The 20,445-nt window shown below is 58.4% G+C and carries 16 protein-coding genes; 12 read left to right on the forward strand and 4 right to left on the reverse strand.

Annotated elements, in window-relative coordinates; translation table 11 throughout:
* The gene (locus DOP62_RS12175) at positions 1–2,391 is read left to right on the forward strand and encodes an endonuclease MutS2 (protein WP_208674490.1); all 2,391 of its coding nucleotides are present in this window, start codon (positions 1–3) and stop codon (positions 2,389–2,391) included.
* 11 nt (positions 2,392–2,402) lie between these two features.
* Here the strand turns inward: DOP62_RS12175 and DOP62_RS12180 are convergent, their stop codons facing one another.
* The 3 genes from DOP62_RS12180 to DOP62_RS12190 form a co-directional block, all read right to left on the reverse strand.
* The gene (locus DOP62_RS12180) at positions 2,403–3,560 is read right to left on the reverse strand and encodes a citrate synthase (protein ID WP_208674488.1); all 1,158 of its coding nucleotides are present in this window, start codon (positions 3,558–3,560) and stop codon (positions 2,403–2,405) included.
* A gap of 135 nt (positions 3,561–3,695) precedes the next feature.
* Positions 3,696–4,184, reverse strand: coding sequence for a phosphohistidine phosphatase SixA (gene sixA, locus DOP62_RS12185; RefSeq protein ID WP_208674477.1), 489 nt, complete (start codon positions 4,182–4,184; stop codon positions 3,696–3,698).
* A gap of 3 nt (positions 4,185–4,187) precedes the next feature.
* A complete protein-coding gene (locus DOP62_RS12190; RefSeq protein WP_208674475.1) occupies positions 4,188–5,867 on the reverse strand; it encodes a DUF3352 domain-containing protein in 1,680 nt (559 codons plus the stop codon).
* Positions 5,868–6,029: 162 nt separating this feature from the next.
* On the opposite strand from DOP62_RS12190, the gene DOP62_RS12195 reads away from it, so the two are divergent.
* Both DOP62_RS12195 and hrcA read left to right on the forward strand, forming a co-directional pair.
* A complete protein-coding gene (locus DOP62_RS12195; protein ID WP_208674473.1) occupies positions 6,030–6,374 on the forward strand; it encodes a rhodanese-like domain-containing protein in 345 nt (114 codons plus the stop codon).
* A gap of 57 nt (positions 6,375–6,431) precedes the next feature.
* Positions 6,432–7,493 (forward strand): heat-inducible transcriptional repressor HrcA, encoded by a 1,062-nt coding sequence (gene hrcA, locus DOP62_RS12200; protein WP_208674471.1) that lies wholly within the window; start codon positions 6,432–6,434, stop codon positions 7,491–7,493.
* 11 nt (positions 7,494–7,504) lie between these two features.
* On the opposite strand, the gene DOP62_RS12205 is transcribed toward hrcA, so the two are convergent.
* Complete coding sequence (locus tag DOP62_RS12205) at positions 7,505–7,882, reverse strand: hypothetical protein (RefSeq protein ID WP_208674469.1); 378 nt, start codon at positions 7,880–7,882, stop codon at positions 7,505–7,507.
* Between the two features lie 132 nt (positions 7,883–8,014).
* Between DOP62_RS12205 and ahcY the strand changes: the two genes are divergently transcribed.
* From ahcY to ilvD, 9 genes are all read left to right on the forward strand, one after another.
* Positions 8,015–9,295, forward strand: a complete 1,281-nt coding sequence (ahcY, locus tag DOP62_RS12210; protein WP_208674467.1) for an adenosylhomocysteinase — start codon at positions 8,015–8,017, stop codon at positions 9,293–9,295.
* A 52-nt stretch (positions 9,296–9,347) separates the two neighbouring features.
* Complete coding sequence (locus DOP62_RS12215) at positions 9,348–9,983, forward strand: DedA family protein (protein ID WP_208674465.1); 636 nt, start codon at positions 9,348–9,350, stop codon at positions 9,981–9,983.
* A 78-nt stretch (positions 9,984–10,061) separates the two neighbouring features.
* Positions 10,062–10,766, forward strand: a complete 705-nt coding sequence (locus DOP62_RS12220; RefSeq protein ID WP_208674463.1) for an SIMPL domain-containing protein — start codon at positions 10,062–10,064, stop codon at positions 10,764–10,766.
* Positions 10,767–10,901: 135 nt separating this feature from the next.
* Positions 10,902–12,080, forward strand: a complete 1,179-nt coding sequence (locus tag DOP62_RS12225; RefSeq protein WP_208677106.1) for a hypothetical protein — start codon at positions 10,902–10,904, stop codon at positions 12,078–12,080.
* A 21-nt stretch (positions 12,081–12,101) separates the two neighbouring features.
* The gene (locus tag DOP62_RS12230) at positions 12,102–14,099 is read left to right on the forward strand and encodes an ABC transporter ATP-binding protein/permease (protein WP_208674458.1); all 1,998 of its coding nucleotides are present in this window, start codon (positions 12,102–12,104) and stop codon (positions 14,097–14,099) included.
* A gap of 59 nt (positions 14,100–14,158) precedes the next feature.
* The gene (trxB, locus tag DOP62_RS12235) at positions 14,159–15,520 is read left to right on the forward strand and encodes a thioredoxin-disulfide reductase (protein ID WP_208674456.1); all 1,362 of its coding nucleotides are present in this window, start codon (positions 14,159–14,161) and stop codon (positions 15,518–15,520) included.
* A 25-nt stretch (positions 15,521–15,545) separates the two neighbouring features.
* Entirely contained in the window at positions 15,546–16,604 is a 1,059-nt protein-coding gene (gene ldpA, locus DOP62_RS12240; RefSeq protein WP_208674454.1) for a circadian clock protein LdpA, read from the forward strand.
* Complete coding sequence (locus DOP62_RS12245; protein WP_208674453.1) at positions 16,604–18,370, forward strand: R3H domain-containing nucleic acid-binding protein; 1,767 nt, start codon at positions 16,604–16,606, stop codon at positions 18,368–18,370. Before ldpA ends, DOP62_RS12245 begins: the two co-directional genes overlap by 1 nt.
* A gap of 175 nt (positions 18,371–18,545) precedes the next feature.
* Positions 18,546–20,405 (forward strand): dihydroxy-acid dehydratase, encoded by a 1,860-nt coding sequence (ilvD, locus tag DOP62_RS12250; protein WP_208677105.1) that lies wholly within the window; start codon positions 18,546–18,548, stop codon positions 20,403–20,405.
* Positions 20,406–20,445 lie beyond the last annotated feature (40 nt).

The following is a 20,445-nucleotide window of genomic DNA, read 5'->3' on the forward strand; positions in this document are numbered from 1 at the left end:
GTGGCTCCTTTGCTCCCCGTTGAACAGGAAGCGCTCGACCTCCTTGAATGGCCGCTGCTCTGCAGCCAAGTCGCCAGTTTTGCGGCGACAGCCTTGGCACGGCGGGCAGCGCGATCGCTGCCGTTGGCCAGCAGCCAGGCGGAGAGTGAATACCTGTTAGCCCAGACTGCGGAAGCCCAAGCGTTGGAGTTGACGCTGCCCCAAGGTCTGCCTTTTGCTGGGGTGTTTGATATTGGCGAAGCCCTCGCCCGCGTGGAGCGACAGGCAGTGCTCAGTGGAGAGGAGCTGCTGCAAATCGCCTCCACCCTCGCTGCAATGCGGCAATTGCGCCGCCTGATCGATGCGGCAGAAGCGGCCCCCACCCTGCAGGCGATCGTTGCTGATCTACGCACCTATCCAGAGCTGGAGCAGCAGATTCATTTCTGCATTGAAGATTCGGGAGAAGTTGCCGATCGCGCCAGTGATGCGCTGCTGGGGATTCGCCAACAGCAACGCCAAGTCCGTAGTCAAATTCTCGATCGCCTGAATCGTCTGCTGCGCAACCAGTCCAATCTCTTTCAGGAGCTGGTGATCAGCCGCCGCAGCGATCGCTATGTGCTGCCGGTCAAAGCGGGGCAGAAAGAGGCGGTACCCGGCATTGTTCACGACAGCTCCAGCAGCGGTTCAACACTCTACATTGAGCCGCGCAGTGTCATTGAACTGAATAACCAACTGCGTCAACTGCAGCGCCGTGAGGAAGTTGAGTCGGAGGCGGTGCGGCGGCGTCTGAGTGAAGCGATCGCAGCGGTCAGTGCTGATTTAGAGACCCTTTTGGCGATCGCGACAGCCTTGGATTTGGCAGTGGCACGGGCACGTTACGGCCTGCATTTAGAAGCAAATCGACCGCGTTTTACAGCCAGTGGAGAGCCGATTTGTCTGCGGCAACTGCGCCATCCCTTGCTGCTCTGGCAACAGCGCCAAGATCCCGAATGTTCGGTGGTGCCCGTCAATTTCCAGTTGCAATCGTCGCTTAAAGTGGTGGCGATCACGGGGCCAAATACCGGCGGTAAAACCGTGACGCTGAAGAGCTTAGGTCTGGCGGGCTTGATGGCGCGGGCAGGCTTGTTTGTCCCTGCTCGTGAGCCAGTGGAGTTGCCCTGGTTTGAGCGCATCCTCACCGATATTGGCGATGAGCAGTCGCTCCAGCAAAGCCTTTCGACCTTTTCAGGCCATATCCGGCGGATTGGCCGAATTCTGGAGGCGCTGCCGACGGCAGGGGCTAGTTTAGTCCTGCTGGATGAAGTTGGGGCAGGCACTGATCCTTCCGAGGGCAGTGCGCTGGCGATCGCGCTGCTGCGCTACTTGGCCGATCACGCGACTCTAACGATTGCCACAACGCACTATGGCGAACTGAAGGCGCTGAAGTATCAGGACGATCGCTTTGAAAATGCTTCAGTCGAATTTGACGATCGCAGTCTTTCCCCCACCTATCGCTTGCTCTGGGGCATCCCTGGGCGATCGAATGCGCTGATCATTGCCGAGCGACTGGGTCTATCATCAGCAGTCGTAGCTGAGGCGCGATCGCAACTGGAAGGCGGCCGCGATCGCGATGTTGATGCGGTAATTGCAGGGCTGGAAGCGCAACGGCGCGATCAAGAGGAGAAGGCTGCCGCCGCCGCCCAGTTATTGCGACAAACCGAAAAGCTACACGCCGAACTGCAAGCCAAGACTGCAGAATTACGGGAACGGGAACAAAGCCTACGCCAGCAGCAGGAAGTGGCAATCCAATCGGAAATTGAGCAGGCGCGGCAACGGGTTGCCAAGGTGGTGCGCCGCCTCCAACAAGGCCCGAAATCAACGAAAGCTGAGCGGGCGCGGCAGGCCAGTGAAACATTGAAGTCGCTGTCGCAACCGACGACAACCGTCGTTGCACCGCCGCCCGGTTTCCAGCCCCAGTTGGGCGATCGCCTGCGGATTCCGCGGCTCGGTAAAGTCGGAGAAGTCCTAGCGATCGCGCCGGACCGGCAGGAATTGACCGTGCGTTGCGGCATTCTCAAGCTGACAGTCCATTACGGCGATGTGGAATCGCTCCAAGGCGAAAAGGTGGACCTGCCCCCGCCACCGCCCAAGTCCACGACTCCGCCGCCCGCGCCCAAGGATGCGCCGGCGATTCGAACCGATCGCAATACCTTCGATGTACGGGGCAGTCGGGTCGCTGAAGCTGAAGTCGTGATCGAAGATGCACTTCGCCAAGCGATCGGGCCGATCTGGATCATCCATGGCCATGGCACGGGCAAGTTGCGCCACGGTGTTCACCAGTTTTTGCGTGAACATCCGCTCGTCGCAAAGTTTGAAGCTGCAGACCAGGCCGATGGTGGCAACGGTGTGACCGTCGCCTATCTCAAGCCCTAGGTGCGAAGGATCTAGCTGCCTGGATCGCTGCTGCGATCCTCAATTGGCGTGTAGTCAAGGCTGTGGCTACCCGTGTAGATCTGAGTGGGGCGGAAGATCCGGTTTTCGTTGAGCTGCTCTTTCCAGTGCGCCAGCCAGCCAGCGACCCGAGCGATCGCAAAGACCGGCGTGAACAGGTCGCTGGGAATGCCGAGTTTGCGGTAGACCAAGCCGGAGTAGAAATCGACGTTGGGGTAAATGCCCTTGTGGCTAAGTCGCTCGGCTGCTGCTTTTTCGACCGCGACCGCGATTTCGTAGTAGGGGTCGTGGCCAAACAGGTCAAACAGCTGCTCGGCTAGGTTTTGCAGAATCACTGCCCGTGGATCTTTGACTTTATAAACGCGGTGGCCAAAGCCCATGATTCGGGTTTTGGTGGCAATGCAGTGGTCAAGATAGGGCTCAACATTCTCGACAGAGCCGATCGCCTCCAGCATGTCCAGCACTTCTTCGTTTGCCCCGCCATGGAGTGGGCCGGCTAAGGTGCCAACAGCCGAAGCGACTACAGCGTAGGGATCGGTCAGGGTCGAGGCCGTGACCATTGCTGAAAAGGTCGAGGCGTTGATGGTGTGCTCGGCATGGAGCGTCAGACAAATATCAAAAATGCGGGCAGCGACGGGATCGGGCTCGCGTTCCGTCAGCATGTAGAGGAAGTTCGCGGCGTAGTCCAGCTCGTCGCGGGGCTGAATGGGGTCGTTACCTTTGCGGATCAGCTGGAAGGCCGCCACCATCGTCGGAATCTTGGCCAGTAGACGTACAACCGCTGCGCGAATGTACTCGGGGTCATCCAAAGCCCGCCGTGAATAAAACAGTCCCAAAGCAGCGGCGCTGGCCTGCAGCGCATCCATCGGGTGGCCGCTATCAGGGAAGCATTTCATCATGTCCCGGATGCGGAACTTGATGCGGCGGTGGTAGCGAATTTCGTGCTCAAACTCGGTCAATTCCTGCTGGGTAGGCAGATGTCCCCAAATCAGCAGATAGGCCGTTTCCAGAAAACTACCCTGCTGTGCCAACTGCTCAATGCTGATGCCGCGATATTCCAAGACGCCACGCTGGCCATCGACAAAGCTAATGCTCGAGAGTGTGGCGGGCACGCCTTCTAGGCCAGGCCGAAACTCGCTGACGGCAGTCATAGCAATCCTGGGCTTCCCCATGCAGTCTTTCTTCCGAATACCCTATCAGCCCGACCGGCGCATCTTCGTCGCAACAGGCACGAAACCGCCCTCTCTTGTCGGCGGAGACAGTCGACTAGTTGGTGAAAAAAGTGGCTAGAGCAGTAGCCGAGGTGGCGTTAGCCAAAACAGTGACCCTGCCCCGATCGTGGGGCGATTGCTGGCAAATTGCAGGCCGATCAGACCGGCTTTCTTGAGGATCAGCTTGTCCTGCGCTGTACCCCAGACCAACTGTTCAGCCCAGAGTCCGAGGTCAGGTTGATGTCCCACGATCGCCCATTGCTGATCGGATGGGAGAGACGAGGGTAAGCGCTGGAGCCAGTCTGTCAGGCTGCCCTCGGGAGCTAGCTCTGGGGCGATCGCGACTTGGGAAGCCAGCCCCTCCTGTTGAAGAATGACGGCGGTTTGCCGGGCCCGGACCAAGGGACTGCTTTGGAGTAAATCGAAGTGCAGCCCCAAGGCTAACAGTCGCTGCGCGACGCGCTGACTCCGACGTTCTCCCGTTGCTGTCAGAGGACGTTGGTCATCGTCGGCATAGGTGCCCCGTTCGGCGGCGATGCCATGGCGGATCAGGTACAGTTCCATCTCTTAGCTCCGCAACAGGAGTTCGATTGAGAGCCGTTGCAGGTCAGAGCTGTCTTCCGGCGGGGTGGGACTGGCGATCGCGATCGCCTGCACATGCTCCAGCAGGGGTTGCAGCGGCAAGGCAATCAGCTGTAGCACTGGCCATCGTTGCGTCAGGGGCAGGGCACTGGCCTGCCAGTCGAGGTAGAGCACGCCTTGGTTGGGCTGGGGCAGTTGTTGTTGTGCTTGGCGAAACTCAGGACTAGTCAGGAGACTGTCTCGTCCCTCAAGGGCAGAGGCCAAGCGATCGATGGAGGTGGCGAATACTTCAAAGTTCCCATCGCGACCGTGTCCCCCCCGTACTGTGGCTTGAATCTGTAAGTTCCGGCGCTTGCTGCCGGTGCGCAGTTGTGTCCAAGCCGTAATTTCATGGCCGTCGAGATCGATATTGGTGGGGGTGTAGCCGCGATCGCTGGCGATCGCATCCAACTGTTCGATACCGCTGCTGGCCGCAGTCTGGCGGCGATCGACCGCAAAGATCCAGTCGTCACCGCTCTGGCCAAGGGCGTAGTCGCCGTCAATCCAGTCAATGACGTCAGTTTGGAGGTTTAACCCCAGCTGTTGCTGAACCGTGGCCAGCAGTTGTTGCTGCAGTTCCTGCCAAGCCGGATAGTCGCCAAACCGCTGTTGCAGTTCTTGCCAGACGCCCGCGAGGTTATGGGAACCGAGGGCAAAGCGACTGTCTGCCGGTAGGTAGCGCAGAGCAGCCGACGGGCGATTGCCTTGGGTAAGCGTGCTGCTGGGTAGTGGCTCCTTGGCTATCAAGGCTGTGTCGGCCAAAATGCCAGCTTTGTTGAGAGCCAGCGACAGGGTCAGCCCTTGGAATTGGTTGGGGCGATCGCTGTCTTCTGCCTTACGGCTAAGCCCCCGTTCATTTAGCCAGTCCCCAAGGTTGTCGAGGTCGGCATAGAGCAGACCCAGCCGCCGGGGATGCAAGCTCTGGAGGGCGCGCTGATAGGACTCGGAGCGCTGCAGGTTGAGGTCCGGCACTTGGGCGTTGTTGATGGCTTCCCGCAGCACCTTGGGATCGTTGGCAGCTAACAGAAAGCGATCGCCAAAGACAGCGGTAGCCAAGGGTTTGACCCGTCGCCCCACCAAGGCCGAGTCGCCGTAGATCAGCTTGACGCCCTTGTAGCTTTCGAACACCAGTTGCGTGCCCGTGGCGGCCCGATCCTGCCAGAAGCGCTGCAGGGCTTGCCGCGCCAGTTCACTGTCCTCTGTTGAAAAGGCGACCAGATAGCCGGGTTGGCGGCCATTGCTGCTGTCTCGATCGCGATCGAGACTGGTGACGGCAAAGGTGACTTCGTCGCCCAACCAAGGGGTAATGTCGTTGGCGAAATCGACCTTGAAACCAGTCAGCAAGGCGTCTTGAAGCTGTTGCCATTCCTGATCGACCTGCGATCGCTGGCGCGTCGGCGTCACTACTTGGCTGAGAGCCTGCAATCGTTGGGGTGCCACCAGCAGCGAGGTCATTAACGGTGCTTGCTTGGGCACAAACATCGCTGCTGCCGGTTCGCTGATCCGGCTGCCATTGAGCAGACGCAGGGGGCTACCGTTCCACAGCCAGACAAACAGCCCTAGCCCACTGGCCAGCAGACTGAGGGCAACGGCTGTGAGCGCCAAGTAGAAGGTACGCAGCTTCATAGGGTCGGCGGCGGCAGGTCGCCCTCAATTATTTCAGACCGGCTCCGGCTTCTCGGTAAACTACGACGAGTGCTAGCGCTTCGTTACCGAACCTCGAATATCGCTGGCAGGGCGATCGCGCCGGTTCTTGTCCCTGTTTTGGACCGCTCCTGAGCACAAGCCATGGCTGACTTCACTGAAATTGATCCCCAGACCTTCGCGGAGCGTCAGGCTGCCCAACCAACGCCGGACTGGCAGCTGATTGATGTGCGCGAGCCCGCAGAAGTGGAGCTAGCGTCGTTGCCCGGATTCCGCGTCTATTCCCTCAGTCGCCATGCAGAATGGGTCGACCGCATTGGTCAAGAACTCGATCGCAGCAAAGAAACGATCGTGCTTTGCCACCATGGGATGCGCTCGGCCCAGATGTGTCAGTGGTTGCTAACCCAAGGCTTTGAGCACGTTGTTAACCTGCGGGGAGGCATTGATGCCTACAGTCGGCTGGTCGACGCACGGGTGCCGCTCTACTAAATCGATCACTAGTTAGCTTTTTCCGACTCCGTCCGAGTTCTTCTGCGATCGCCTTTCATGCTTGTCTCTCGGCTTACGGCTCGCCAACAAACCATCCTCAGCGCCACGGTGCGGCACTATGTGCGGACGGCGGAGCCAGTCGGATCCAAGGCTTTGGCAGAACAGTATGACCTCAGTGTCAGTGCTGCGACGATTCGGAATGCGATGGGGGTCTTGGAGCGAGCTGGGTTGCTCTATCAACCTCACACTTCAGCGGGTCGTGTTCCTTCTGAAGGCGGCTATCGGCTCTACGTTGATCAGTTGATGGAGCCCGATCGCGCCCTACAACGCCAAACAGAGCAGCAACTGAGTCAGCAATTGCCCGATCGTCGGCAAAGCCTCGAAGCCCTGCTGCGCGGGGCTGCCCAAATTTTGGCCAGTCTTAGCGGCTATCTCAGCTTGATTACCTTTCCCTTGGCGCTGGAATTTCAGGTGCGCTATCTGCAACTGGTGGCGATCGCGCCGCGTCAGGTTTTGCTGATTGTGGTCAACGATAACTATGAAACCCAGTCGGCGGTGTTGCATCTGCCGGAACTGGATCCGGAATTTGACCCCGATCAACTAGAACGGCAACTGTTGCTGCTCAGTAATTTCCTGAACCAAGAACTGCAAGGGCGATCGCTGCAAGCATTGGCCAGCTTGGATTGGTACGCCTTGGGGGCTGATCTGCAAAGTCTGGCGTTGATTCTGCAGCAGGGCTTGCACGATCTGGAAAAGCGCTGGCAGCCGACTCCAGCAACCTCTCTCTTGGTCTGTGGCTTAGCTGATTTGTTGCGTCAGCCAGAATTCAACGAACTGCAGCAGGTGCAGGCGCTGTTGGAGTTGCTGGAAGGGGAACAAACCCAGTTGCTGCCCCTAATGCTGGCGGATCCAGCTGCGGATCAAGTGCGGGTGCGAATTGGTTCAGAGCTACCCCTGGCTCCAATTCGGGGCTGTAGCCTGGTCTCAGCGTTCTACTGTCGCGAGCAGCAACCCGTCGGGAGTGTCAGTCTGATCGGGCCAACCCGAATGCTTTACGAAAACGCGGTGGCGGCCGTGGAAGCGACAGCCAGCTACCTGAGTGAGGCGATCGCCTCCTGAGCTGCTAGGTGCTATTGCAGCTTTTCAGTCAGCGGGTCACAAAAGTCGTGGAGTCCCTGCGATCGCACCCAGAGAGCCACAGGCAGTCGCAACAAGTCGGGACAACTACTTTCTTCCAGCGCGGCCAAAATCCAGCGCAGGTCCTCCGGGGCAGGGGACTGGTCGGAGGTCCATTTCCGGCAGATTTGGGCTCGATAGCGTTTTGTTAAACCGTCCAGCCAGCGATCGCTGGTGTTCGGTTCCAATCCTGCCTGTAGGGCGAGATTGATTGCTGCATCCTCAATTGCTCCATCACAGTCAGCAATCTCTTGCAGTGCGCGCACCGCAGCGGGCCAATCCGCGAGCTGAGATTGAAGGTCTGTAATTGCTTGCAGATCGAGAATCAGCATAGAAGGGCCTCTCACTAAATCCGATTCTGGCAGCTCTGCCTAGCCCGCGGAAACCGAGCTGATAAGGTGTAAGGGATATTGAGATCTTGGCCTCCGTGCCGAGCGTCGCCGCGCACTAGGATTGCAGGACGTATGACCGCAGCAACGATCGCCCCCATTAGTTACGAAGTCAAGGATTTAAGCCTTGCCCCGTTGGGCAAGCAACGGATTGAATGGGCGGCTCGGGAAATGCCCGTCATCCGCCTGATCCGCGATCGCTTCGCGGCTGAGAAGCCTCTGGACGGCATTCGGCTGGTTGCCTGCTGCCACGTCACCACGGAAACCGCCAACTTGGCGATCGCCCTCAAGGCTGGTGGCGCTGATGCAATCTTGATCGCCAGCAACCCGCTCTCCACCCAAGACGATGTGGCGGCCAGCTTGGTAGCTGACTACGGCATTCCTGTCTTTGCAATCAAAGGGGAAGACAACGAGACCTACCACCGCCACGTGCAAATCGCCCTTGATCACAAACCGCAGGTGATCATCGACGACGGTTGCGATGTGGTGGCGACCCTCGTGCAAGAGCGGCCGCAACAGCTACCGGATGTGATCGGCACCACCGAAGAGACAACGACGGGAATTGTGCGCCTGCGTGCCATGCTGCGCGACGGTGTGTTGACCTTCCCTGCTATGAACGTCAACGACGCGGAAACCAAGCATTTCTTTGACAACCGCTACGGCACCGGCCAATCGACCTTGGATGGCATCATTCGTGCCACCAACATCCTGTTGGCGGGCAAAACGATCGTGGTGGCTGGCTATGGCTGGTGCGGCAAAGGCACGGCGATGCGAGCTGCTGGCATGGGTGCCAATGTGATCGTTACCGAAATCGATCCGGTCAAAGCGATCGAAGCGGTGATGGATGGCTTCCGTGTGCTGCCGATGGCAGAAGCAGCTCCCCTCGGTGATTTGTTTGTGACTGTCACCGGTAACAAGCACGTGATCCGCAAAGAGCATTTTGCTGCCATGAAAGATGGCGCGATCGTTTGCAACAGCGGTCACTTCGATATCGAAATCGACATCGCTGGTCTGAAAACCCTGTCGAGCGACGTGCGCACGGTGCGTCCGTTCACTGAAGAATATCGCCTTGCTTCGGGCAAGTCGGTGATCGTTCTGGGTGAAGGTCGTCTGGTCAACTTGGCTGCCGCTGAGGGCCACCCCAGTGCGGTCATGGATATGAGCTTTGCCAACCAAGCGCTGGCGGTTGAGCATTTGGTGAGTAATCGCGGTCAGTTGGAGCCGGGTATCCACTCGATTCCCGAAGACCTCGATCGCCAGATTGCCACGCTGAAGCTGCAGGCCATGGGCATTGTGATCGATAGCCTGACGGACGACCAAACCACCTATATCAACTCCTGGACCTCGGGCACCTAGACTGAGTTCGATATCTGTTTAAGCCTGTGGCCATCTAATCGGGGGAAACATCGTGGATCGCTGGATCGATATGACGATGGACAGCTTGGGGTACTGGGGCATTGGTCTACTGATGTTCCTGGAAAACCTCTTTCCCCCGATTCCCTCGGAGCTAATCATGCCCTTGGCGGGGTATTCCGCAGCGCAAGGGCAGATTGCTTTGCTACCTGCGATCGTGGCGGGCGTTGTCGGCACGATGGTTGGAGCCTTGCCTTGGTACTACCTCGGCCGCTGGCTTGGTGAAGACCGGATTTTGCTCTGGCTTGAGCGCCATGGCCGCTGGTTGGGCATTCGACCTCACGAACTGCAGCGATCGCGGCGTTGGTTTAACCGCCATGGTCGCAAGATTGTGTTTTGGGGGCGGTTGATTCCTGGCATTCGTACTTTGATCTCGTTGCCTGCTGGCTTCGAGCGGATGCGGCTGCGAGAGTTTTTGATCTACTCCACCCTCGGCACCACGATTTGGGTCCTGTTGCTGACGCTGGCTGGTTACAAGCTACGGCGTAACTTTGCCCTCGTAGAGCAGTGGCTTGCTCCCGTCTCCAAAGGGGTTGCTGCCCTGCTCTTAGTTCTGCTGTTGGTCTGGTTAGGCCGTCGCTGGTGGCTGGCACGGCAACGGGCAACGGTTGAGGCGCGGCGCGATCGCTAAATTCTTGGGATACATTGGCACGTTTGTTCCTTGGTCAGCGTCAAGATCACGGTTGTACCGCTGTAGGAATTCAGATCGGTGTTGAGTCAACAACGGCCTTGGCAATGGGTAGTCTTGACCACCGCAGCTTTGCTGGTCTTCCCTAGCCCTGCTTTGACAGAGCCCCCGCCCCAACGCTTGATTACGGTGACAGGTCAGGGCCAAGAGTCGGCTCCGGCCAAGCTATTAGAAGTGAATTTGGGCGTTGAAGTTCAGGCTGCGACGGCAGAAGCCGCCCAGGCCGAAGTGTCACGACGGGCTGATGCACTGGTCAAGCTGCTGCGCGATCGCCGTGTGGAACAGTTGGAAACCACAGGGCTTAACCTCAGTCCGCGCTACCGCTATCGCGATAATCAGCAAATTCCTGACGGTTTTACAGCAACCTACAGCCTGCGCTTCCGCAGTCCCAGCACTGCTGCTGGCTCAGTCATTGATGCAGCAGTCAAGTCGGGCAGTACGCGCATCGATAGCATTCGCTTTGTGGCCACAGATGCTGAGGTCGCCATAGCTCAAGCAGCTGCACTGCGGGAAGCAGCGGCCGATGCTCGCCAAAAAGCTGACATTGTCTTGCGATCGCTGGGTTTGAGTGCCCAGGACATTCAGTCGATCCAGATCAATAACGCCGCGACTCCAACCCCTGTGGCTCAGTTCCGGGGTGCGGTAGCAGATAGTGCGCCTGCAGTCCCGATCGTTGGGGGCGATCAGGAGGTGAATGCAGCCGTGACGTTGCAAATTCGCTACTGAGCCTTCCGCTCCTGCTACTAGGCTTTTGCTTCGATCTGGGGAAAAGTCTGTCTAATGACTAGCTCTACAAACCCGCGGCTTTAGGCTGGAGAGGAGCTGCTTTGGCGGCTGATGTTCTTCTGCTGGACGATTCCCATGGGCATAAGCCCTCCTTTCTCGCAGTTAGTGCTCGTGCTGCTCGCCCTTGCGATCGGGGCGCTGCCCCTACAAAAAACGATCAGGCTGGCGGGGTCTCTCCAGCTCGACCTCCAGACTTGGCCGTGGCAGCGATCGCTGATTGCTCTGCTGCAGGGGAGTGCGGTGTTTGCGATCGCGGCTAGCTTAGACCTCGCGCGATCGCCCCTCTATCTCTTAGCGCTGCTGGCGTTAAGCATTGGGGGCTATCTCACTCAGCGGCAACCGCTGCTGGCGGCGATCGCGGTGGCGTTTGTCTGGTCGGACTGGCCGACGGCCACAATCGCGCTGTTGCTGGGTGTAGTCAGCATCATCGTGGTGCAAAACAGCCGCTGGAGTTGGGCGATCGCGATCGCCGCGTTTCCAATCGTGACCGCCCTGATGCACAGCCAAGATGGTCTGCGAGTCGCGCTGACGGTGTTGCTGGCGCTCTGGTTGGTGATGGTCAGTACCCCTACCACTCCTGCTCTGGATCAGGTGTTTTCGCGACCGGAACGCGGCGTGCGGGACTTGTCGAGCTTGGTCGGCACCCAAGCGCCCGTTGGCCATCGCGCCCACAATCTGGTGCAGTTACATCAGCAGAGTGGGGCCACCCCCCAAGCTTGGGTGTTGCAGCCAGGGGATGATCCCGAGTGGTTGCTGCAGGTAGCGGATGTGACGCCTGAGGAGCCGTTGGCCGTCTTGTCGTCACCGGTAGGCGGAAGCTTGCAGGCCGAAGACTGCCAGATCGTCCGTGATTTAGTGGAGTTGCGTCAGGCTATCTACGCCGTACTGGCTGACTATCAGCGTCAACCGGTTGGTAGCGGTGTGGCGATCATCTTGCAGCGATCGCCTCTAGCTCGCTATGCCGGTTGGGTGATGCTGCGATCGCAGAGCGCAGAGATTCTGGGGTTGCCCGGCGATCGTCAAAACCTGCATCGCAGCTCGCGACCCCGCGATCACTATCGTTGGGAGGGTCAAAAGTTCACGCCGGTCTCAGGCTCCAGCGCCGACCTGCCGCGCACCGTCCTTGATCGCCTAGTAGCCCGGTTCGAACCGCTACAGCGATCGCTCAGCCCCAACGAGGAATTAATGCTGGAGTGGGCGGATGATGGTGAGCAGGCTTGGCTACTCCAACTGTTCGTCACGGTCTGTTCGTAATCCTGCTCAACTTGGCTTGATATGACGGCTTCTCCTCCTGAAATCAATCGCTTTCGCTTTGATAAAAAGCTTTGGGATAGCTTTATCCAGATTGCTCAGCCCTATTTCTATCCACTGGAGAAAAACAGTCTCTGGGCCTTCTTTGGGCTACTTGTTGCCCTGCTAATGGTGGTGGTCAGCCTGACCTTCTTTGCCCTGGTCGGGGTCACCAAGCTCGGGGAAGTCGTTTTACCAGCGCAGTTTGTCGAACTGGTGGCCAAGGGACTCGTCCAGCAGGTGAATACCTGGTTACAGTCCCCCTTTCTCGGCATCTGCGCGCTGATCTTCCTCGTTGGCGCGGGTGTCTTTGCAGCTTTTTGGCGCAAGATTCGCCACCGCTGGCTGCCCTGGTTGATGCTGGGCGGACTGATCTTCCTGCTGTTTGCCATTAATGGCATCAACGTTGGGATCACCTACATTGCGCGAGTGCTAGACAACAGCCTCGTCGCTAAAGAGCAGGCCAGCTTTTGGCAGTTCCTCGGCATCTATGTTCTGACGCTGGTGATTGCTCTGCCAGTACGGGGCTCACTCAGTTACTTGCCGCTCAAACTGGGGCTGCTCTGGCGGGAATGGCTAACCGATGATTTCCTGCGCCGCTACTTTGGCAATCGGGTCTACTACCGGCTGGACTCCAACTCGGCTGATACGGCGGTTGACAACCCAGACCAACGGATCACGGAAGACGTCAAAGCCTTTACCGATACCACCCTCTCATTTCTGATTCAGGTCTTCGATGCGGTTCTGACCCTGATTAGCTTTACGGCGATTCTTTGGACGATTTCCAAACAGCTGACGCTAGGACTGTTGGCCTACGCCGTGATTGGGACGGCCATCTCGGTGCTGGCTGGTACCAAGCTGATTCGGATCAACTTTGACCAACTGCGGCTAGAAGCGAACTTCCGCTACGGCATGGTTCACGTGCGGGACAACGCCGAAACGATCGCCTTTTACCAAGGGGAAACTCAAGAGCGTCGCCAAGTCCGCGATCGCTTTGGTCAAGCGCTGCAAAACTTCGATCGCCTGATTATTTGGAACACGATCCTTTCGGTCTATCAGCGCTTCTACGACTACTTCTCGCGGATTCCGCCCTACCTGATTGTCGTACCGCTCTATTTCAGTGGTCAGCAAGATTTCGGGGTGATTTCCCAGTCGATTCTGGCCTTCTCGCAAATCCTCGGCGCCCTGTCGATCATCACCTATCAAATTCAAGAGATTTCGCGCTTTGCGGCTGGGATCAACCGTTTAGGCTCCTTTGAACAAGTGATGCGGACGGTGGAGCGCACTGAAACCGATCGCGATCGCCCTCGTATTAGTACCGAGTACGGCCCGCTGCTGCGGCTCGTCGATGTCACCTTGGAAACGCCGGACTATCGCAAAGTCTTGGTCAAGGATTTGAATGTCAGTTTGGCGGATCAGGAAGCATTGCTGATCGTCGGTCCCAGTGGCTTTGGCAAAACCTCGCTGCTGCGGGCGATCGCGGGGTTATGGAACAGTGGACAAGGTCGGATTGAGCGACCTGCCACTCAGGATATTCTCTTCCTGCCCCAGCGTCCCTACATGCTGCTGGGTGACCTGCGATCGCAGTTGGTCTATCCCCATGCTCCAGGTCGATTCAGTGATGCGGAATTACTGGATGCGCTGGAACGGGTCAACCTCAGTTACATCCTCGACGATCGCCCCGAAGGCTTTGATGCTCTCGAAGACTGGAGCAGTGTTTTCTCGCTTGGGGAACAGCAGCGCCTAGCCTTTGCCCGGATCGTGCTCAGCCGTCCTAAGTTCGCCATCCTCGACGAAGGCACCAGCGCCCTTGATGTCGCCAACGAGCACCGTGTCTATTCGCTGCTCCGTGACCTCGGGATCAGCTACGTCAGTGTCGGTCACCGCCCCACGCTCTGCGATTTCCATGAAACCGTTCTAGAAATCCTGCCCGAGTCCCAGTGGCGAGTTCTGAGCTCTGATGAGTATCGCGCCCAACAATAAGCCCCCGCGGGCCTGAACAATCCTCTAATATGTAGTCATTATGACTTTGGGGAGATGTCATGGCTGGCGTTGAAAACGTCGTCATTATTGGTTCGGGTCCCGCTGGTTTGACTGCAGCGATCTATGCAGCTCGGGCCAATCTCAAGCCCTTGATGTTTGAGGGCTATCAGATGGGCGGCCTGCCCGGTGGCCAGTTGATGACGACGACGGAGGTGGAGAACTTTCCGGGTTTCCCCGATGGCATCACTGGCCCTGAGCTGATGGAACGGATGCGTGCTCAGGCTGTGCGTTGGGGTGCTGAACTCTACACCGAAGACGTCATTAGCGCTGACCTCAGCCAGCGTCCGTTCCGGATTCGTTCTCAAGAGCGGGAAGTTCTGGCGAATAGCATCATCATTGCGACGGGGGCAACTGCGCGCCGCCTCAATCTGCCCGGCGAAGATCGGCTCTGGAACAATGGCATCTCGGCCTGTGCGATCTGTGACGGTGCTGCGCCGATCTTCCGCAATGGCGAATTGGTGGTGATTGGCGGCGGTGACACGGCAGCCGAAGAAGCAGTCTATCTGACCAAATACGCCAAGCATGTTCATCTGTTGGTGCGCAGCGATCGCATGCGGGCGAGTAAAGCCATGCAGGATCGTGTGCTGGCGCATCCCAACGTCACGGTTCATTGGCATACCGAAGCGATCGAAACCGTGGGCAATACGCTGCTGGAAGCGGTGCGCGTTCGCAACAACCAAACCGGCGAGGAAAAGGCGATCGCGGCTCAAGGGTTGTTCTATGCGATCGGCCACACCCCGAACACACAGCTGTTTGAAGGCCAGATCGAACTGGATTCAGTTGGCTACATTCGCACCAAGCCCAATTCGGTTGAAACTTCGCTGGAAGGCGTGTTTGCGGCAGGCGACGTGCAGGATCACGAATATCGCCAAGCGATTACGGCTGCGGGAACAGGTTGTGCAGCTGCTCTGCTAGCGGAACGTTACCTGTCAGCGGCTGGCTTGCTGCAGGAATACAAACAGGAAGCAGCGGCGTCGGAACCAGAAGCCAAATCAGAAGCGGCTCCTGCCAAGACAGCTGAAGCCCCTGAGTTTGACCCAACAGCGGTTTACCACGAAGGCAGCTACGCCCTGCGCAAGCTCTACCACGAGTCCGATCGCCTCTTGGCGGTGCTCTACACGGCGCCGACCTGCGGCCCTTGCCGGACGCTAAAGCCGATCTTGCGAAAGGTGGCAGAAGAGTTCTCCGATCGCTTGCACTATGTCTTGATCGACATTGATGCCGATCCGGAGATTGCCCAAGCTGCGGGTGTGGTCGGGACACCAACCCTGCAGCTGTTCAAAGACAAGGCCAAAGTCGATGAGATCCGCGGTGTCAAAATGAAGAGCGATTACCGCGCTCGCTTTGAGCAACATCTCTAGGCTGGGAAATCGATAGCATGGGAGAGTGAGTGCCTCATTCCCCCTCGAAGCTCTACAAGCGGGTCACTGGTTCAAGCTGATCTGTGGCGCAAGCTACCAGCATCTACCAGTGATCCGTAACCTCGCTCTGACCTATGCTCTTGCGGGTGCGGATTGCGTCGATGTCGCCGCTGAGCCAGCGGTTGTTCGTTCAGCTTTGGCGGGTCTGAAAACCTATCAACAACTGACCGGACGCGATCGCCCTTGGCTGATGGTCAGCCTCAACGATGGCGAGGATCTGCACTTCCGCCGCGCTTGGTTTGACCCCGATCGCTGCCCCACTGATTGCCCCCGACCCTGCGAGCGGGTCTGTCCCACGGATGCAATCAACTCTACTGGCGTTCAACGTGATCGCTGTTATGGCTGTGGTCGCTGCCTACCAATCTGTCCGATCGGCCTGATTGAAGCCCAGGCTTGGCAAGTCGATGCCGCCGCCCTCCTGCCGGAATTGCTGGATCTGGGGATCGAGGCGATCGAGATCCATACCCAAGTTGGGCATCAACAAGAGTTTCAACAGCTCTGGCAACAACTGCACCCTTGGCTGCCGCAACTCCAGGCGATCGCGATTAGCTGTCCTGCCCATCCCGAGGCGATCGCCTATCTCTGGGATCTGCACCGCTTGATCAATGGATCGGTCAAAACGGTGATTTGGCAGACGGACGGACGTCCCATGAGTGGCGATATTGGAGCCGGTACCACCCATGCGGCAGTCCGTTTTGCCCAAACCATGCTGACTGATGGCCCACCGGGGCACGTGCAGCTAGCGGGCGGCACCAATGCCCACACTGTCGCTAAGCTGCAAGAGCTACAGCTGTTAGCGCCTCAGGCTACCCGTTCTGTTGCGGGGATCGCCTGCGGTGGAGCAGCGCGCACACCGTTGGCTGATCTGCTAGAGCCTCTGGCTGAACAGCAGCGATCCCTCGAAGCGCATCCCGAAGTTCTGCAATCCGCAGTGATAACGGCGATCGCCTTAGTGGGACCGCTCAAACAAGCGGTGAGTGGTGCAACGCGATCGATTCCGGCCTTCCTCCTACAAACCCCCTGATGTCTGAGACGCTTGCCTCCGAGACACTGACGCCTGAACTCGCAGCCGTGCGCGAAAAGACAGTGGTCGACAACCTCGACGAACTGTTAGAAATTTTGCCGCCCCAGCTCCGTGATCAGCTGCTGCGCCATGCCCAGAAAGACCGCTTAGTTGAGGTGGTGCTCGACCTTGGACGCTTCCCTGAAGCTCGTTTTCCTGAGGGTGCGGAATACCTGTCAGAAACGCCGGTCAGCCGCGAAGATTTGGCCTACTGTGCGGCTCGCGTTGGGGATTTCGGCGCGGATAACCGAGCGGGGATCGAGCGCACCTTGCACCGGATCAGTGCTATCCGCAACCGCAAAGGCGAAGTGATCGGCCTAACCTGTCGGGTTGGTCGTGCCGTCTTCGGCACCGTCGGCATGATCCGCGACTTGGTGGAAACAGGGCAATCGCTGCTGTTCCTAGGTCGTCCCGGCGTTGGTAAAACCACGGCACTGCGGGAAGTGGCACGGGTGCTGGCCGATGACCTACTCAAACGCGTCGTGATCATCGACACCTCCAATGAAATTGCTGGTGATGGCGATATTCCCCATCCGGCGATTGGGCGGGCGCGGCGTCTGCAAGTAGCGCGGCCCGAACTGCAACACCAAGTGATGATCGAGGCGGTGGAAAACCACATGCCCGAGGTGATCATCATCGATGAGATCGGCACAGAACTAGAGGCACTGGCAGCACGGACGATCGCCGAACGCGGCGTTCAACTTGTGGGGACGGCTCACGGCAACCAGATCGAGAACCTGATCAAAAACCCGACGCTGTCAGATTTAGTCGGTGGCATTCAATCAGTGACGCTCGGTGATGACGAAGCTCGCCGCCGCGGTAGCCAGAAAACCGTGCTGGAGCGCAAAGCCCCGCCGACCTTTGAAATCGCGGTGGAAATGCTGGAGCGCTACCGCTGGGTGGTGCATGAAGATGTGGCAAACACCGTCGATCTGTTGCTGCGCCAAGGCCAACCGAATCCGCAGGTGCGGACACTCTCTGAAGATGGCCGCGTGTTGATTGCGCCCGCCTTCAAAGATGCGCCCAAGCCGCCGGCGACAGTCACCCAGCAAACTTGGAGCCACACCAGCGATCGCGGCTGGCGATCGTCTGGACGGATGCGCCCCCTGCCGCCTGTGCTGGATGTGCCACCGACGCGGGAAGATCTGCGCGATCCAGAGGTAGCCTTTGAGCAAGCCTTGGCTAAAGATGTGACGCGTCCAGTCGGGCCGAATGGTGAAGAACTGCCGTTGCACGTCTATCCCTACGCAGTCAGTCGTCACTACCTCGAGCAGGTGATCGACACGCTGCAACTACCGGTCTTGCTGACCAAGGATCTGGCCGATGCAGATGTGGTGCTAGCACTGCGCGGTAACCTCAAAGGCCAGTCGAAACTGCGCCATGTAGCTCGCAATCACCACGTACCGATCCACGTGATCAAGTCAAACACGATGCCGCAGATTGTGCGGGCGCTACGCCGCTTGCTCAATCAAGAGCAGTTGGATGAGCCGGAAACGGTCAACTTGGACCTGTTCACACAGGCAGGCAAAAACGATGAGATCGAGGCCTTGGAAGAAGCGCGGCTAGCGGTGGAGCAAATCGTGCTGCCCAAGGGCCAGCCAGTGGAGCTGCTGCCGCGATCGGCGATCGTGCGCAAAATGCAGCACGAACTGGTGGAGCATTACCGCCTTAAATCCACCAGCTTTGGCGAAGAGCCGAACCGTCGTCTGCGGATTTTTCCTGCTTAGAGATCCATCGCAACGAAGACCCCGAATGACTGCGATCGCCTTCAAACGCATTGCAGCTTCTGGGGTTTTGCCATTTGTCTATTGTCGCAATTGCGATCGCTGAAGCTGAGTGCTGACCCAGCCGGGGGCATTTGCTCAGATAATTCGGTTATTAGACGACGCCGAAACACTCACCATGCCTCAGTACCGATCGCGCACCACCACCTACGGCCGCAACATGGCTGGCGCCCGCGCCCTTTGGCGCGCCACGGGCATGAAGGATGAAGACTTTGAAAAGCCGATCATTGCGGTCGCCAACTCCTTCACCCAGTTTGTGCCGGGCCATGTCCACCTCAAGGACTTGGGGCAACTGGTAGCGCGGGAGATTGAGCGGGCTGGCGGCGTCGCCAAGGAATTCAACACGATCGCGGTGGATGACGGCATCGCCATGGGCCACGGCGGCATGCTCTATTCGCTGCCCTCACGGGACTTGATCGCCGACTCGGTCGAGTACATGGTCAATGCCCACTGCGCCGATGCGTTGGTTTGCATTTCCAACTGCGACAAGATCACACCCGGCATGTTGATGGCAGCGCTGCGGCTGAACATTCCAGCGGTGTTTGTCTCCGGTGGCCCGATGGAAGCGGGCAAAGTGTTGCTGAACGGCGAAGAGCGCCACCTCGACTTGGTGGATGCCATGGTCGTGGCAGCCGACGATCGCGAATCCGATGAAGATGTGGCCGCGATCGAGCGATCGGCTTGCCCTACCTGCGGCTCTTGCTCCGGCATGTTCACGGCTAACTCGATGAACTGTCTGACGGAAGCATTGGGTCTGAGCCTGCCGGGGAATGGCTCGCTACTGGCGACCCACGGCGATCGCAAGGATCTGTTCCTCGAAGCGGGCCGCTTAGCGGTCAAACTGGCGAAACAGTACTACGAACAGGATGACGAGTCGGTGTTGCCTCGCAGCATCGCTAGCTTCAAAGCCTTTGAAAACGCGATCTGCCTCGACATTGCTATGGGCGGCTCGACCAACACGGTCTTGCACCTATTGGCTGCCGCTCACGAGGCTGGCGTGAACTTCACAATGAAGGATATCGATCGCCTCTCGCGCACCATCCCTAACCTCTGCAAGGTTGCGCCCTCGACGCAGAAATACCACATGGAGGATGTGCATCGGGCGGGCGGCGTGATCGCCATCCTCGGGGAACTCGATCGCGCTGGACTACTGCATCGCGAAGTCCCAACCGTCCATAGCCCCAGTCTCGGGGCAGCCCTCGATCAGTGGGATATCGGCCGCGAGACAGCAACTGAGGAAGCGAAGTCACGCTATCTGGCCGCACCGGGTGGCGTGCCAACCCAAGAAGCCTTTAGTCAGTCGAAACGCTGGACAGCTTTGGATCTCGATCGCGAGAACGGCTGTATTCGCAAGGTTGAACACGCCTACTCGCAAGATGGTGGTCTAGCCGTGCTCTACGGCAACCTCGCCGAACAGGGCTGCATCGTCAAAACGGCCGGTGTCGATGAAAACATCCTTGTGTTCTCGGGGCCAGCCGTGGTCTGTGAGAGCCAAGATGAAGCGGTCAACTGGATTCTGAATGGGCGAGTCAAAGAAGGCGATGTCGTCCTGATTCGCTACGAAGGTCCGCGCGGTGGCCCCGGCATGCAAGAAATGCTCTATCCCACCAGTTACCTGAAGTCGAAAGGTTTGGGTAAGGCTTGTGCCTTGGTTACCGACGGTCGCTTCTCCGGCGGTACGTCTGGCCTCTCGATCGGCCACGTTTCACCTGAGGCAGCGGAAGGCGGCCTGATTGCGTTGGTAGAACAGGGCGATCGCATCGAAATCGACATCCCGAATCGCCGCATTCATCTAGCCGTCTCGGAGGAAGAACTGGCGAAGCGTCGGGCTGCCATGGAAGCGCGGGGCGACAAGGCTTGGACTCCGGTAGACCGACACCGCCCGATTTCCCAAGCACTGCAAGCCTACGCGGCAATGACGACTTCAGCCGCACGAGGTGGCGTCCGCGATCTCAGCCAAATCCTTGGATCTCGCTAGCGATCGCTAGGGACTCAACGCGGTTGGAGGGGTCAGGGTC

Origin of the sequence: Synechococcus elongatus PCC 11801, from assembly GCF_003846445.2 — a bacterium.
GTDB classification, from domain to species: Bacteria; Cyanobacteriota; Cyanobacteriia; order Synechococcales; family Synechococcaceae; genus Synechococcus; species Synechococcus elongatus_A.

What these genes read in the sequence shown, in the direction of transcription:
- DOP62_RS12180 (WP_208674488.1), bottom strand. Translation starts at nt 3,560, where the DNA reads ATGACTGCCGTCAGCGAGTTTCGGCCTGGCCTAGAAGGCGTGCCCGCC.
- sixA (WP_208674477.1), bottom strand. Translation starts at nt 4,184, where the DNA reads ATGGAACTGTACCTGATCCGCCATGGCATCGCCGCCGAACGGGGCACC.
- DOP62_RS12190 (WP_208674475.1), bottom strand. Translation starts at nt 5,867, where the DNA reads ATGAAGCTGCGTACCTTCTACTTGGCGCTCACAGCCGTTGCCCTCAGT.
- DOP62_RS12195 (WP_208674473.1), top strand. Translation starts at nt 6,030, where the DNA reads ATGGCTGACTTCACTGAAATTGATCCCCAGACCTTCGCGGAGCGTCAG.
- hrcA (WP_208674471.1), top strand. Translation starts at nt 6,432, where the DNA reads ATGCTTGTCTCTCGGCTTACGGCTCGCCAACAAACCATCCTCAGCGCC.
- DOP62_RS12205 (WP_208674469.1), bottom strand. Translation starts at nt 7,882, where the DNA reads ATGCTGATTCTCGATCTGCAAGCAATTACAGACCTTCAATCTCAGCTC.
- ahcY (WP_208674467.1), top strand. Translation starts at nt 8,015, where the DNA reads ATGACCGCAGCAACGATCGCCCCCATTAGTTACGAAGTCAAGGATTTA.
- DOP62_RS12225 (WP_208677106.1), top strand. Translation starts at nt 10,902, where the DNA reads ATGGGCATAAGCCCTCCTTTCTCGCAGTTAGTGCTCGTGCTGCTCGCC.
- DOP62_RS12230 (WP_208674458.1), top strand. Translation starts at nt 12,102, where the DNA reads ATGACGGCTTCTCCTCCTGAAATCAATCGCTTTCGCTTTGATAAAAAG.
- trxB (WP_208674456.1), top strand. Translation starts at nt 14,159, where the DNA reads ATGGCTGGCGTTGAAAACGTCGTCATTATTGGTTCGGGTCCCGCTGGT.
- DOP62_RS12245 (WP_208674453.1), top strand. Translation starts at nt 16,604, where the DNA reads ATGTCTGAGACGCTTGCCTCCGAGACACTGACGCCTGAACTCGCAGCC.
- ilvD (WP_208677105.1), top strand. Translation starts at nt 18,546, where the DNA reads ATGCCTCAGTACCGATCGCGCACCACCACCTACGGCCGCAACATGGCT.